The sequence below is a fragment of the Corynebacterium variabile genome, from assembly GCF_006539825.1.
Classification (GTDB): Bacteria; Actinomycetota; Actinomycetes; order Mycobacteriales; family Mycobacteriaceae; genus Corynebacterium; species Corynebacterium variabile.
Map to the genome: position 1 here is coordinate 47,710 of NZ_BJNT01000015.1, position 12,839 is coordinate 60,548.

13 protein-coding genes are annotated in these 12,839 nt (G+C 67.0%); 4 read left to right on the top strand and 9 right to left on the bottom strand.

The genetic code is table 11. The features are described 5' to 3' along the window. Window positions 1-101: 101 nt before the first annotated feature. The 3 genes from CVA01_RS09730 to CVA01_RS15290 form a co-directional block, all read right to left on the bottom strand. A complete protein-coding gene (locus CVA01_RS09730; RefSeq protein WP_141330379.1) occupies window positions 102-785 on the bottom strand; it encodes a hypothetical protein in 684 nt (227 codons plus the stop codon). A gap of 270 nt (window positions 786-1,055) precedes the next feature. Further along, on the bottom strand, window positions 1,056-1,718 hold the full coding sequence (locus tag CVA01_RS15285; RefSeq protein ID WP_307723364.1) for an ABC transporter substrate-binding protein: 663 nt from the start codon (window positions 1,716-1,718) through the stop codon (window positions 1,056-1,058). Between the two features lie 12 nt (window positions 1,719-1,730). After that, window positions 1,731-2,027 carry an ABC transporter substrate-binding protein gene (locus tag CVA01_RS15290; protein ID WP_244938237.1) on the bottom strand — a complete coding sequence of 99 codons (297 nt, stop codon included), beginning with the start codon at window positions 2,025-2,027 and terminating at the stop codon, window positions 1,731-1,733. A gap of 187 nt (window positions 2,028-2,214) precedes the next feature. Between CVA01_RS15290 and CVA01_RS09740 the strand changes: the two genes are divergently transcribed. Continuing rightward, window positions 2,215-3,525 (top strand): helix-turn-helix domain-containing protein, encoded by a 1,311-nt coding sequence (locus tag CVA01_RS09740; RefSeq protein WP_244938238.1) that lies wholly within the window; start codon window positions 2,215-2,217, stop codon window positions 3,523-3,525. A gap of 447 nt (window positions 3,526-3,972) precedes the next feature. Then, a complete protein-coding gene (locus CVA01_RS15295) occupies window positions 3,973-5,898 on the top strand; it encodes a cytochrome b/b6 domain-containing protein (RefSeq protein ID WP_244938239.1) in 1,926 nt (641 codons plus the stop codon). Between the two features lie 161 nt (window positions 5,899-6,059). On the opposite strand, the gene lplB is transcribed toward CVA01_RS15295, so the two are convergent. The 5 genes from lplB to CVA01_RS09775 all read right to left on the bottom strand — a co-directional run bounded on the left by lplB (window position 6,060) and on the right by CVA01_RS09775 (window position 11,698). Further along, window positions 6,060-7,127 (bottom strand): lipoate-protein ligase small subunit, encoded by a 1,068-nt coding sequence (gene lplB, locus CVA01_RS09755; RefSeq protein WP_141330381.1) that lies wholly within the window; start codon window positions 7,125-7,127, stop codon window positions 6,060-6,062. A 62-nt stretch (window positions 7,128-7,189) separates the two neighbouring features. Further along, window positions 7,190-7,534: a P-II family nitrogen regulator gene (locus tag CVA01_RS09760; protein WP_174775632.1), complete on the bottom strand. Its 345-nt coding sequence runs from the start codon at window positions 7,532-7,534 to the stop codon at window positions 7,190-7,192. Window positions 7,535-7,548: 14 nt separating this feature from the next. Further along, window positions 7,549-8,772 carry an ammonium transporter gene (locus tag CVA01_RS09765; protein WP_141330385.1) on the bottom strand — a complete coding sequence of 408 codons (1,224 nt, stop codon included), beginning with the start codon at window positions 8,770-8,772 and terminating at the stop codon, window positions 7,549-7,551. 206 nt (window positions 8,773-8,978) lie between these two features. Further along, window positions 8,979-11,132, bottom strand: coding sequence for a RecQ family ATP-dependent DNA helicase (locus tag CVA01_RS09770; RefSeq protein WP_141330387.1), 2,154 nt, complete (start codon window positions 11,130-11,132; stop codon window positions 8,979-8,981). Window positions 11,133-11,173: 41 nt separating this feature from the next. Further along, window positions 11,174-11,698 (bottom strand): hypothetical protein, encoded by a 525-nt coding sequence (locus CVA01_RS09775; RefSeq protein WP_141330389.1) that lies wholly within the window; start codon window positions 11,696-11,698, stop codon window positions 11,174-11,176. A gap of 71 nt (window positions 11,699-11,769) precedes the next feature. On the opposite strand from CVA01_RS09775, the gene CVA01_RS15300 reads away from it, so the two are divergent. Next, entirely contained in the window at window positions 11,770-11,991 is a 222-nt protein-coding gene (locus CVA01_RS15300; RefSeq protein WP_244938240.1) for a hypothetical protein, read from the top strand. Between the two features lie 74 nt (window positions 11,992-12,065). Next, on the top strand, window positions 12,066-12,503 hold the full coding sequence (locus tag CVA01_RS15305) for an O-methyltransferase (protein ID WP_244938241.1): 438 nt from the start codon (window positions 12,066-12,068) through the stop codon (window positions 12,501-12,503). A gap of 30 nt (window positions 12,504-12,533) precedes the next feature. Here CVA01_RS15305 and CVA01_RS09785 read toward each other — a convergent pair whose 3' ends face one another. Further along, entirely contained in the window at window positions 12,534-12,767 is a 234-nt protein-coding gene (locus CVA01_RS09785) for a PLDc N-terminal domain-containing protein (protein ID WP_373862676.1), read from the bottom strand. Window positions 12,768-12,839: the final 72 nt, after the last annotated feature.

The window sequence follows — 12,839 nt, forward strand, 5'->3', positions numbered from 1 at the left end:
GGGTAGCCCTCCGGTGTGACCCAGAGATGCCCGCCGACGTCGCGGCGTCCTGCGGCGAAGGCACTGTGCAGCGAGGACCCGTTGTCCTTGTGGATGTGGCCTCAGATGACGGGCCGGGTGTCGGCGTCCCTGATCGCGGCGCAGTCCGGATGGGACGCCAGCTGCCGCATGACGAGGACGGTCGCCGCCGCTGAGAGGTTGTGCCCCCTGAACGCGGGGTCGACGCACTTCTCCTCGACAAGCCAGCCGGCCAGCCCGTAGTCGTCCTGTCGGAGGAGCGCGAGGACCCCGGCGTCCTCGTCGCGGAACCGGATGGTGAACAGCAGGCCCTCGTCCGCAGGATCAGAGAGACAGGAGGCGGTGGAGAGATGCGACCACTCCAGGAGGACGGGGTTGTCGGCCGCGATGCGACCGTAGATCTGCTCCGCCAGCGATGACGCAGCGTCGGGGTTGGTGCTGACCAGTGACACATAGCCCGTGGACAACGGGGTTGCCTCATCCAGCGCAGCGGCGACGACGCGGAGATCGGGCTCGGTGTCGGGTGCTGCAGGGTCGCCGGACGCAGTGAACAGGTCAAGATCCGGGATAACGATACGCAGGCGTTTCGGGCTGAACTCCGAGAAGAACTCCAGTGCCGGTGCGAGGGTGGCGAGCGACTCAGGACGCGCCGGCAGGGACGTGGCGATGATATCCACGAAGCACCGCTCGAGGTTGCGGTCCCGGAATCGGATGCCGGCGAGAGCCCACTCGCCGTGAGGGAGGGCGATAACCCGGTTCGCCCACATCAACGGGGTCGGTAACGGGAAGCCCGACCGCGTCGCGGACCTGTGTACCGAAGTCGCCGTTGTCGAGACGCCCGAGTTCCGGTTCCAGCCACCGTTGCACGGTCTCGCGGGACGCTCCCCAGCTGTGGATGTCGGGGGAGAGCCAGGCGGTGGCGGCGTCGATGATCGCCATGGCTGAGGTGGTTACGGTTGCGCCGGGTGAAGTGCGTTCTGGGGAGTCTGGCATTGACACACGGTAACCCCTCCGGGCCCTCGCCGACGCTGGAGTTTTTACTTCACCGCGGCGGTGAGCTCCGGGGTTATGTGCTCGACAGCCCAGTCCGGGCTCATCGGGCCGGACGCAGTGGTGACGGCATAGCCGAGCGCCATGTCCTGCCAGATCAGCGAACCGTTCTTCACCGAAGGCAACGCGGCGAACTGGGCGTTGTCCTCCAGCTGCTTCTTCTCACTGGCCGGGTCGTAGATGACCAGCACATCACCGTCGAGTTCGTCGAGCCGCTCCAGGGACACGGTGCCGCGCGCGCCGGCCGCCTTCTGTGCGTCCGTCTGGACCATGCCGAGGTCCTCGAACATGGAGTTGGTGGAGTAGACCAGCTGACCCTGGTTGAGCATCGCCGAGTTGTAGGTAAGTCCGTCGATGCCGGGGAACTCCTCCTGGATTTCGGCGATCCGGTCGTTGTACTTCTCCTTGACCTCGGCGGCCTTGTCCTGAAGCCCGGTGGCTTCGGCGACACCGTCGAGGATCGGCTGCCACGCCGGGCCGTCGGTGGGCCAGTCGTAGACGAGGGTCGGGGCGATTTTCTCGAGCTCGGCCAACTTTGCGTCATCTGTGTAAACATCGCCGAGGACGATGAGGTCGGGGTCGTAGGACGCGATCGCTTCGGGGTTGGCGGTGCGGTCGGCGGTCAGGGCGGCGTCTTCCGGCCAGTCGATCTTTCCCTCCGGTCACGGCATGCTCTCGTCGCCACCCTGGATCTCGAACATGGCGACCGGCTCAAGACCGAGGGAGAGCACCGGGTCGATGCCGGCCTCGTGCAGCACGACGATCCGCTCAGGCTTCTCCTCGATGGTCGATGACCCGAGGGTGTGCTCGACCGTGACGGGCCAGGACGCTGACTCGGTCGCAGTGCCGGTGCTCTTACCGGTGTTGTTGTCATCCGAGTCATCGGAGCTGCAGGCGGTCACGCCGAGGGCGAGGACGGCGCCGGGCAGCGCAGCGGGCAGGGTGCGGGACAGTTTCACGGGTTCTCCTGAGATCCTGAAGTCATGTTGTCGAAAAGGCAGGCTATGCTTCGTCTCATGCTTTCCCGTCGTACCTGACTGCCCCGTGCTTGATGATCTGACGCCGTTCCGCGTCACATTGTCGTCTGGCGGCGGGTACCTCCTGCTGTGGTGTCACACCGGCAGCGTCTCCGTGCACTGCGGCGAGGTGGAACGACTGACCGCCGGGCGGTGCGTCCTGCTTCCTCCGGGGAAGGACGCCGCGCTCGCCGTCGCACCGGGAGCCGTCGTCGTGCCGGTGCGGATCGATGCGGGGGAGGTGCCGGACGGTCCGGACACCCCGCAGGTCTTCACCCCGGGCGAGGAGTACAACGACTGGCTACGGCACCACTTCACCGCGTCCATCGCGCCGATCCGGGAACGCGGGTACCGGGAGGCGGAGATCGTCGAGTGGTTGCGGGGGAGCGCCGGTCCGTCTTCTGCGTCGACTTTGCCGCCGATGCCCCGCAATACTCAGGTGCGGCAGGTGGCACGAGCCCTGGTGAAGGGCCCTGCATCGGACCGGACCGCGGCCCAGTGGGCATCCTCTGTGCAGGTGGGGGAGAGGACGCTGCACCGCGCCTTTGTCGTGGAGACCGGACTGACCTTCGCCGCGTGGCGTCGGGAGGTCCGGTTGGACGCCGCTCTGACCCTGCTGCGTGACCCCGGGACGTCGGTGTCGCAGGTCACCGCGGCCGTCGGGTTCCGGACGTCGACCGGGTTCATCTGGGCGTTCCGCACGCGGTTCGGTCTCACGCCCACGGCGTGGCGGGACGGTCAGGACGCCGCGGACGCACCGGGCGTCCTTCCATCGGGGCCTCCGGGCTGGTCGGCGGCGTCCGCTCCGCCGAGTCTGAACCACGGCTTCCACCTGCTTCTGTGGGTGTACCGCGGGTCGATGCGGCTCACCGTGGGTGGGCGGATCCTCGATGTTGCCAAGGGTGAGGTCGCGTGGATGCCGGCCTACCGCGGCCACGGGGTGAAGCTTGGGGCGGGTGCGATGGTGCTTCCACTGACGTTCACTGTCGCCGAGGTGACTCTGGATGAGAGGTGTGGTCCGGTGACGATGCCGGAATACGAGGTGCCCGCGTTGCTGCAGCATGTCATGGCCAACCAGTGTGGTGTGGGGCCGACCGGGTACGACAGGTCGGTGGTCCTGCGGCAGGCCTGGGTGCCGGGGGTCGCCGCGGACATGTCGTGCTCGTGGGCCTCGGTCCAGGTGGCGACGGTGGCGGACGTCATCCTGGGTGACCTGCGCGAGCAGCGGACGCCGGCGCAGTGGGCGGCGTCGGTGGGTCTGACCGTCAGGACGCTGAATACGCGGTTCAGGGATGAAACCGGGATGACGCTGCTGCAGTGGCGTACGACGGTGTGGTTACAGGCGACAGTACGGATGCTCTCCTCCGGGCTGACGGCGTCCGAAGCTGGTACCGGCATCTGTCCCAGTTCAGTCGCGACGTCACTGCGCGGTACGGAGTAGGGCCACGGGAGCTCCAGGGGGCGTGAGCCGGGCGATCCGTACTGCCGGTGGGACGGGATTCCCGATGTGTAATAACATGACACCTAGATTCACTGTAGTCAACTGCGAGTTGACCGCTTCGGTTCCTGGGTGAGAGTGGTTTGCGTCTCTCCCTCTCGACTGGTGCGATTTTCGACACATCGCACTGCGGTGGGTTATCCTCTGTGCGATGTAGTTATCAATTCAGATTGGTTGAGTTGTAGGGACATCGTTCGCAGAACAAAAGAAGATTTCTACGCATTGCTTATCGGGACTTTCCGGAAAATGGGAGGAATCGGCAGGTGGACGCTATGATCTTCAGCGTCGTGAACGCCGACTTTGACGAACTTCGGATCACAGTTCAAACGCAACTCAGCAGTGCCACAGACGAGCAGCTACAGACGAGTAAAAGCAGGAGGAGACTAGACAATGTCGACCACACCCCCGCCCCCGGGCACGCCCGGGCAGCCTGACGGCGACGCCGCGTCGAAGGCATCGGCGCCCTCGGGTGCTCCGATCAAGCTCACTGCACCGGGTGCTCCCGGTGCACCGGGAACCCCGGCTGCACCGGCCACCCCCGCTGCTCCGGTCGAGCCCGCTGCTCCGGCCGCTGCCGAGCCGCCTGCTCCGGCCGAGCCCGCTGCTCCGGCCGCTGCCGAGCCGCCTGCTCCGGCCGCTGCACCGGCCGCTGCCGAGCCTGCTGCTCCGGCCGAGCCTGCTGCTCCGGCCGCTCCGTCCGGTCCGATCAAGCTGAACGCGACCGCCCCGGGTGCTCCCGGAGCTCCAGGTGTGCCTGCCGCACCCGCGGCTCCCGCCGCCGCAGCTCCGGCGACCCCGGCTGAGGCTCCGGCTGCTGCACCCGCCGCGCCTGCAACCCCGGCCGCTCCGTCCGGCCCGATCAAGCTGAACTCCGGCGCTCCGGGTGCGCCGGGTGCCCCAGGTGCGCCCGGCGCCCCGGGTGCTCCGGCTGCTCCTGGTGCGCCTGCCGCCCCGGGTGCTCCGGCTGCTCCTGGTGCGCCCGGCGCCCCGGGTGCTCCCGCTGCGCCTGCCGCGGCAGCTCCTGCGGCCCCGGGTGCTCCGGCTGCTCCTGGTGCGCCCGGCGCCCCGAGTGCTCCGGCTGCTCCTGGTGCGCCTGCCGCCCCGGGCGCACCGTCCGCCCCTGGTGCGCCTGCCGCCCCGGCGGCCCCTGGTGCGCCGTCAGCTCCGGCCGCCCCCGGCGCTCCCGCTGCCGGTGCTCCTGCAGCCCCGGCCGCCCCCGGCGCTCCTGGCGTCCCCGGTGCTCCGGCAACCCCCGGTGCTCCCGCCGCCGGTGCTCCGGCTGCCGCCGCAACGACCACCGCCGCCAAGCCCAAGCCGAAGCCCGAGAAGAAGAAGGAACCCTTCACCATCTTCGGCATGGAGGTCGCTGACCTCTGGGGCATGGCTGTCGCCGGCGTTGGTGGCGTGGCCGCCAGCGCCTGGGCCGCCGTCAAGGGCCTCGGCAAGAAGGGTGCGATGATCTTCGGTGCCGCCCTCATCGCCGCCATCATCATCGTCGTCGCTGTCCGTTGGTTCATCCACCTCGACTTCATGGAGAGCTGGATGAAGGACTACCCGGGCGAGTACGAGCCCGCCGAGTCCATCGCCCCCGATGAAGGCTTCCCGATCTGGGCCCGGTGGCAGCACTACCTGAACTTCCTGTTCATGGCCCTGATCCTGCAGTCCGGACTCCGCGTCCGCACCCAGCAGAAGCCGCCGGCCGTCTGGCAGCCCAAGAAGGGCGGCAAGAAGATCAGCATCAACCTCTGGCTCCACACCTCGCTGGACCTGTTCTGGATGCTCAACGGCCTGATCTTCATTGTCCTGCTGTTCGTCACCGGACACTGGGCGCGCATCGTCCCGACCAGCTGGGAGGTCTTCCCGAACGCCATCTCCGCCGGACTGCAGTACGCGTCCTTCGAGTGGCCCGCCGAGAACGGCTGGACGAACTTCAACTCCATCCAGCAGATCATGTACTTCCTGGTCATCTTCGTCGCCGCCCCACTGGCCATCATCTCAGGCCTGCGCATGAGCGAGTGGTGGCCGTCCGAGGCCAAGAAGCTGAACAAGCTCTACCCGGCCCCGGTCGCCCGGAAGATCCACTTCCCGACCATGATCTTCTTCGTGTTCTTCGTCTTCGTCCACGTCTTCCTGGTCTTCACCACCGGCATGACGCACAACCTCAACCACATGTTCGCCGGTAACGACTCCTCCAACCTCGGTGGCTTCGTCTGGTTCGTGTTCGGCCTCGCCGTCGTCATCGCCCTGGTCTCCGCGGCCCGCCCGCTGGTCATCCAGCCGATCGCCGGAAAGTTCGGTCAGGTCAGCGCCCGCTAGTCACTGACTGGTACTGACCGGCATCAGCCGGACATAGAAAAGGGCGGCACCGTCACGGTGCCGCCCTGTCGTCATGTCCGGGGACCATCGTGGGTCGGGCGCTGCAGGTTGGTCTGACAGTCTCGGACCAACCTGGGGCGCCCGACCGAGGTGAATTCCGCCTACGGCAGCCGGTGCGTCCACTCTTCGGTGGAGAACTTCTCGTCGCACCGCCGCTGTGCGACGGCCAGATCCTCCGCCGTGATCTCGCCCTCGGTCGCGTTGTACTTCTCCTTGAAGGTGTCGTGGAAGACCTTGAGGATCTCCTCACGCGGCAGCTGCGTCTGCGAGCGCATCGGGTCGACCCGCTTCACCGCCGACCGGGTGCCCTTGTCCTTCATCTTCTCCTTGCCGATACGGATGACCTCGAGCATCTTCTCGGCGTCGATGTCGTAGGACATGGTCACGTGGTGCACCATCCACCCGTTGGAGAACCGCTTCTGCGCCGCCCCGCCGATCTTTCCCTGGTCCGACGAGATGTCGTTGAGCGGGATGTAGTGGGCGTTGATGCCGACCTTCTTCAGCGCCTCCATCGTCCACTCGTCGAGGAAGGGGTAGGACTGGGCGAAGCTCAGCCCGTCGACGAGTGCCTGGGGGACGACCAGGGAGTACGTCACACAGTTGCCCGGCTCCATGAACATCGCCCCACCACCGGTGACGCGGCGGGAGACCGTGATGCCGTACTTGTCCACGCCCTCCTGGTTGATCTCGTTGGAGTACGACTGGAACGACCCGATGACGACCTGCGGGGAATTCCACTCCCACAGCCGCATGAAGGGCTTGCGGCGTCCGGCGGCGACATCGTCGGTGAGTGTCTCGTCCATCGCGACGTTGAGCATCGGGTCGATCGCGGGACCGTAGATGACGTCGAAGTCGATGTCGTCCCAGTCGATGGCATGGCCCAGCGCCCGACGCACCGCGATGCCCACACCCTCGGCGGTGATGCCGAACAGGACGTCGGTGCGCAGCAACGAATCCGTGACCCGTTCGGTGTAGCCCTCGGCAGACAGGTCAGCCGGCGCGCCCTCCAAGGCGGAGGTCATCCGGATCAGTGCCTCGTCCGGCTCCAGGAAGAAGTCGCCGGCGATCCGGACACCGGTGAGGACGCCAGGATCCTTCTCGGACGCCGTCGTCACCTCCAGGTCGACGACGATGAGCTTTCCCCCGAGGACCTTGTATTCTCCGTGCACGTCAGCGGACCTTTCTGATAGCGGTGTTGTCGCCCGCCCAGTCTAGTCCCGCAGCGTCCCGCTCAGAGTGCGTCGGTACCGTGCTCGCCGGTGCGCACCCGCACCAGTCCGGTGAGCTCGCTCGCCCAGACCTTTCCGTCGCCGATCTCCCCGGCGCCGGTCCGGGCTGCCTGCACGATGGTCTCGATGATGTCCTCGACGGCGTCGGCGGGAACGATCACCTCGATCTTGGACTTGGGCAGGAAGTTCTCGGTGTACTCCCTGCCGCGGTAGACCTCCTTGCGTCCTCCCTGATTGCCGTATCCGAGGACTTCGGTGACGGTCAGCCCGCCGATGCCTTTGTCGGCGAGTGCGGTGGTGACGGCGTCGAGCCTGGTGCCTTTGATGACTGCGGTGACGAGTTTCAGCATGGTCACTCTCCTTAGTTGTAGTCGTAGGCGGTTTCGCCGTGGAGCTTGAAGTCGAGGTCGTCCTCGTCCTCGTCGTTGACCCGGATCCCCATCGTCTTGTCCATGACCTTGACGATGATCCAGGTGACGCTGAAGGAGAAGGTGCAGGTGACGGCGATGGCCGCGAGCTCACCCCACAGTAGTGAGATGTCTCCGCCGAAGAAGATGCCCCGGATCGGTTCGTCGTTGGTGTAGGTCGCCCACCCGAAGAACACCACGAAGAGCGCACCCACGATGCCGCCCAGACCGTGCACGGCCCAGGCGTCGAGGGATTCGTCGATCCCGAGCTTCGTCTTCCAGGTACATGCCCAGGCGACGAATGCTCCGGCGATGAGTCCGAGGGCCAGTGCGCCGAAGGGGTCCACGCCGTCTGCGGCCGGGGTGATGGCGACCAGCCCGGCGATCACACCGGACGCGAGACCGAGCACGGTGGACTTACCGTGGCGGAACTTCTCGTAGAGCATGAAGCCGAGCATGCCGGTTCCTCCGGCGTACACCGTGGTCATCATCGTGTACTGGGCGACGTAGTTCGCGCCGCCGGCGCTGCCGCCGTTGAATCCCATCCAACCCATCCACAGAATTCCCGCGCCGAGCAGGACCAGGGGCATGCTGTGCGGGCGGCTCGCGGTCTTCTTCCGCGGGCCGAGCACCAGTGCGAGCGCCAGGGAGGCGAAACCCGAGGCCATGTGCACCGCGGTGCCACCGGCGTAGTCGTGGAAGTCGAGGACCCGGCCCATCCAGCCGTCGCCGAAGACCCAGTGTCCGAGCGGGAAGTAGACCAGCGTGACCCAGACCATCGAGAAGACGATCCAGGCGGAGAACTTCATGCGGCCGAGTGCACCGGAGGCCACGATCGCCACGGTGATGCACGCGAACATGGTGTAGAACGCCATATCCGAGGTCACGGAGAAGCCGCCGTCCACGCCACTGTCCTCATTGCCGACGAGGCCGAAGAATGTCGTCGGGTCGCCGATGACGCCACCGAGCGAGTCGCCGAGCACCAGGCTGTGCCCGAACAGGACGTAGAGGACGGTGACCGTGCCGAGGGTCGACATGGTCATCGCAAACATATTGAGGACATTGTTTTTTCCGGACATGCCACCGTAGAACAGGGCGATACCGGGGAACATGAGGAGGACGACCGTCATCGCGGCCAGTACCCAGGCGACGTCCGCCAATTCCTGTGGATCAATCATCAGCGCAGAGCTCCATTTGTGACGCAGTCATGGGGAGTACAACGGATGCTCGGAATGAACATCGTCTCCTCACGGTAAACAGCGCTGATGTCGGTCCAGTGTCCTCACTGTTAAAGCAGCGACCCCGGTACCGCCACTGGAACGGGTGCCGCGTTACGGCAGTACTACCGGACGGTTACCCGCGTTAACGTCAGCCCCGCTCAACGTCAACCCCGCAGGGCGAGTGCGAACGGCAGTACCGCCGTCGCACCCGCGCGACGTAGCTCGCGTCCGGCCACGGTCATCGCCCAGCGCGACCCGACCTCGGTGTCCACCAGCAGCACGACCTTCCCCTCGACCGCCGCCGCAGTCCCGGGGGAGACCACGAACGCACCGGCGAGGTTCTTCACCCGGAAGGCACTGTTGACGTCCGGCGTTCCGGGATCGCGGGTGAGCTCCAACGACCCGGCGTCCACCATCCGCCCGATCGTCGCCAGGCCGGACGCCAGGTCACCCGCCGTCGTCGGTCGGGTCACCGAGGGCATGCCGACGACCACGGAAGGACGCTCATCCCAACCCCACTCCTTGAGAACCTGGACACACCAGTCTGCGATGTTCTTCGGCACCGGCAGGTCCTCGGCGCCCTCGGCGAGGAAGCTCCGCAGCACCTGGCCGGCGCCGAGGTCGGTGAGACGGGCGATGGCGCGGCCCTCCGCCACCCGCTCGTCGGTCGGGATCTTCCCCTTGAGCTGCACGCCGACCTTCTCCATCCCGGAGGGCCACTGGCCCCGCGGATCGACGGGCACACCGATACCGGAGAGCACCTTGCGTGCCCCGGACTCGTTGTCGGCGCTGACGGTGGCGTCCCACCAGACCCTGGTGCAGACGTCGCAGCGTCCGCAGTCGTGGGCGGTCGGATCGTCGAGCGCCTCGGCGAGGAAGCGCATCCGGCACATCTGACCTGCCTCGTAGTCCAGCATCGCCTGCGCCTCACGCTTCCGGGCCTCGGCGACCGCGGCGTAGCGCGGCGCATCGTAGGACCAGGGCGCGCCGGTGGTGACGAAACCGGACCCGGCCCGGTCCACCGCGCCGTCGACCTGCAGGGTCTTGAGCAGCAGGGCCAGTTTCGTGCGCTTGATGCCGACCAGAGGTTCCAGCGCGGGGACGGACAGGGGAGCGGGGGAGTCAGCCAGGGCGCCCAGCACAGTCAGCGCGTCCTCCTCCTCGGGCATGGACGCGGTGGCGAAGTACTCCCAGATGTCAGGATCCTCGTCGCCGGGCAGCAGCAGGACGTCCGCGGACTCCGTGGCACGACCGGCGCGTCCGACCTGCTGGTAGTAGGCCACAGCGGAACTGGGTGCGCCGAGGTGGACGACGAACCCGAGGTCCGGTTTGTCGAAGCCCATGCCCAAAGCGCTGGTCGCCACCAGTGCCTTGAGACTGTTGTCCTTGAGTGCCTGCTCCAGGCGGGCGCGGTCCTCGGCGTCGGTGCGTCCGGTGTAGGCGGCGACGTCCCAGCCGGCGTCCTTGAGCGCACGGGTCGTGTCCTCGGCGGCGGAGACCGTGAGGCAGTAGATGATGCCGGAACCGGTGAAGTCCCCGAGGTGCTGGACCAGCCAGCCGATCCGGTGACCGGGGGACGCGGTCGGCGCGACGCCCAGGCGCAGGGAATCGCGCGACAGCGCGCCGCGGATGACGGCGGTGTCCGCCCCGAGCTGGGCGGCGACATCGTCGACGACGCGGCTGTTCGCCGTCGCCGTCGTCGCCAGCACCGGCAGGTCGGCGGGCAGGGACGCCAGCAGTGCGCCGATCCGGCGGTAGTCGGGCCGGAAGTCATGGCCCCAGTCGGAGATGCAGTGCGCCTCGTCGACGACGATCATGCCGACACCGGCACCGGCACCGGTCGCCCCCAGCAGCGGGTCGAGGACGCGCTCGCGGAAATTCGGGTTGGTCAGCCGCTCCGGCGAGATGAGCAGCACGTCGAGGCGTCCTTCCCGCAGGGCGGTGAGGACGTCATCCCACTCGGTGACGTTCGCGGAGTTGATCGTCGCCGCGTGCACCCCGGCACGTTCGGCGGCGGCGACCTGGTCGCGCATCAGGGCGAGCAGCGGCGAGATGATGAGGGTCGGGCCTGCGCTGCCGCCGAAGCCTTCCCTGATCAGTCGGGCGGCGACGAAGTACACCGCCGACTTTCCCCAGCCGGTGCGTTGGACGACGAGGACGCGTTTCCGGTCGCTGACCAGTACTTCGATGGCGTCGAACTGGCCGTCGCGGAAGTCGGCGTCCGCCCGTCCGGTGAGTTCGCGGAGGATCTCCGTGGCGCGGGTGCGGAGGTCGGTGGTGGAGGCGGCGGGAGTAGTGGCGGCGTCGGTCGGGCTCATGCGCCCCACCCTAGAGGAGGGACCGGACAGCTTAGGGACGGTCAGGGGTGACCCTTCGTCGGTGTGCGCGGCATCCTCGGCATCCGGACCAGCATGACTCCGCTCGCAAGCAGGGCGAGAACCACTCCGCCGCCGATGACGATCATCATGTAGCCGACACCCCACAGCGCGGTGTCGTCACTGTGTGCCATCTGGATGCCGCAGGCGGTGGAGAAGCCGAACAGGCCACCGAGGGCGCCGACGAAAGAGCCGGTCCAGCGCCACCGCGAGATGAATCCGAGTGCGATGACCGCGATGACGGAGGTGACCACACATCCGACGATCGCCCAGGTCGGGTACTCGAAGTTCCCCCAGCTGATCCATGCGGCCCACAGTAGGACGCCCACGACAATGCCTGCCAGAGCAGTGACTGTATTGCCGAACTTTCGGTGCGGGTCAATGAATCTGGAGGGTTCGGCGGCCTCACTGCGGTGGAACACGACGAGGGCGAGTATGGCCAGGATGAACGGAACGCCGCCGAGTACGGCGATGGCGAAAAGAATGCTCAGGACGCTGGCGGTATCCATGACCCCACGGTACGTATGCCCCGGGGAAAGGGGGTTCCGCTGGCGTCGATCGAACATTAGGGTCGCCTGACATGAGTAGAACGTCGAAGACCGTACCCTCACCACTCGACGCCCGGGCCCGCGAGGTCGTCGACCGGCTTCACGCGCAGAACCGGCACCAGTTCCTCCGCAGTATCTGGCCGCTGATCCGCGAGATGGTGAAGGCGAAGTTCGGGACCGGGAACTGGGACTCCACCCAGACCGACTCCGGCAAGGAGATGCTCGCCGACAAGATGGTGGCGCTCGATCCGTAGAAGGCCGCGCTGTGCCATCTGCTGTGTCGCAGCATCCGGGCACGCACCGTCGTCGAGATCGGGCATCATTCGGGGTGTCTACCATCTACCTTGCCGCCGCAGTGCGGGACGTAGGGATCGACGCCGGGGAGGACGGCCTGGTTATCGGTACGCAGCATGAACCCGGGAAGGTGAAGATCGCCGAGAAGAACCTGGCGGACGCAGGGGTCGATGAGCACGCCGAAATCCTCGCCGGTGACCTGCTGGAGACCCTGCCGCCCCGGCTGGCGGCGCTGGCTGACCTGGACCGGCCGGTGGACTTCGTCCTCATGGACATCCGGATCCCGATGGCGTTGCCGGCCCTGGAGCTCCTCATCCCGCACCTGCGCCTCGGAGCGCTGGTGGCCTGCGACAACGTGGTCTCGGTGGCATCCGACTACGCCGGGTACCTGGACCGGGTACGCAACTCCGGTGACTTCGTCTCGGTGACGGTGCCTGGCCAGGGTGGCACCGAGATCTCGATGAAGGTGTGACCTGGACTGACTGTCCGTGGCGGTCCACCGTCATTTCCCGGGGTCGCGCAGCGTCCTCGCCCGGTAGAGGTAGGCGCCGCCGCCGAGCACCGGGACCAGGAAGATCACGAAGAACCACGCCGTCGCCTCACCTGTGCTGAGTTGCGGCCTGGTCCGGTACCACCGGAGAAACCCGACGAACATCAGGATCACGGTGGCCAGCAGGAAAACGGACCAGACGCCGTCGACGCCGTCCTGCAGCAGCGGGTTGCCCGAGGTGTTCATGGTGCTCACGCTACCTGCCTCTCACATCCGGGGGTGACCCCTGCGTCGGGTCCCGTGCAGCACCGGCGGGTG

Excerpts from the sequence above, each read along its gene's own strand:
- CVA01_RS09765 (WP_141330385.1), bottom strand. The coding sequence starts at position 8,772 with ATGATTGATCCACAGGAATTGGCGGACGTCGCCTGGGTACTGGCCGCG.
- CVA01_RS09775 (WP_141330389.1), bottom strand. The coding sequence starts at position 11,698 with ATGGATACCGCCAGCGTCCTGAGCATTCTTTTCGCCATCGCCGTACTC.
- CVA01_RS15300 (WP_244938240.1), top strand. The coding sequence starts at position 11,770 with ATGAGTAGAACGTCGAAGACCGTACCCTCACCACTCGACGCCCGGGCC.
- CVA01_RS15295 (WP_244938239.1), top strand. The coding sequence starts at position 3,973 with ATGTCGACCACACCCCCGCCCCCGGGCACGCCCGGGCAGCCTGACGGC.
- CVA01_RS09785 (WP_373862676.1), bottom strand. The coding sequence starts at position 12,767 with ATGAACACCTCGGGCAACCCGCTGCTGCAGGACGGCGTCGACGGCGTC.
- CVA01_RS09770 (WP_141330387.1), bottom strand. The coding sequence starts at position 11,132 with ATGAGCCCGACCGACGCCGCCACTACTCCCGCCGCCTCCACCACCGAC.
- CVA01_RS09730 (WP_141330379.1), bottom strand. The coding sequence starts at position 785 with ATGTGGGCGAACCGGGTTATCGCCCTCCCTCACGGCGAGTGGGCTCTC.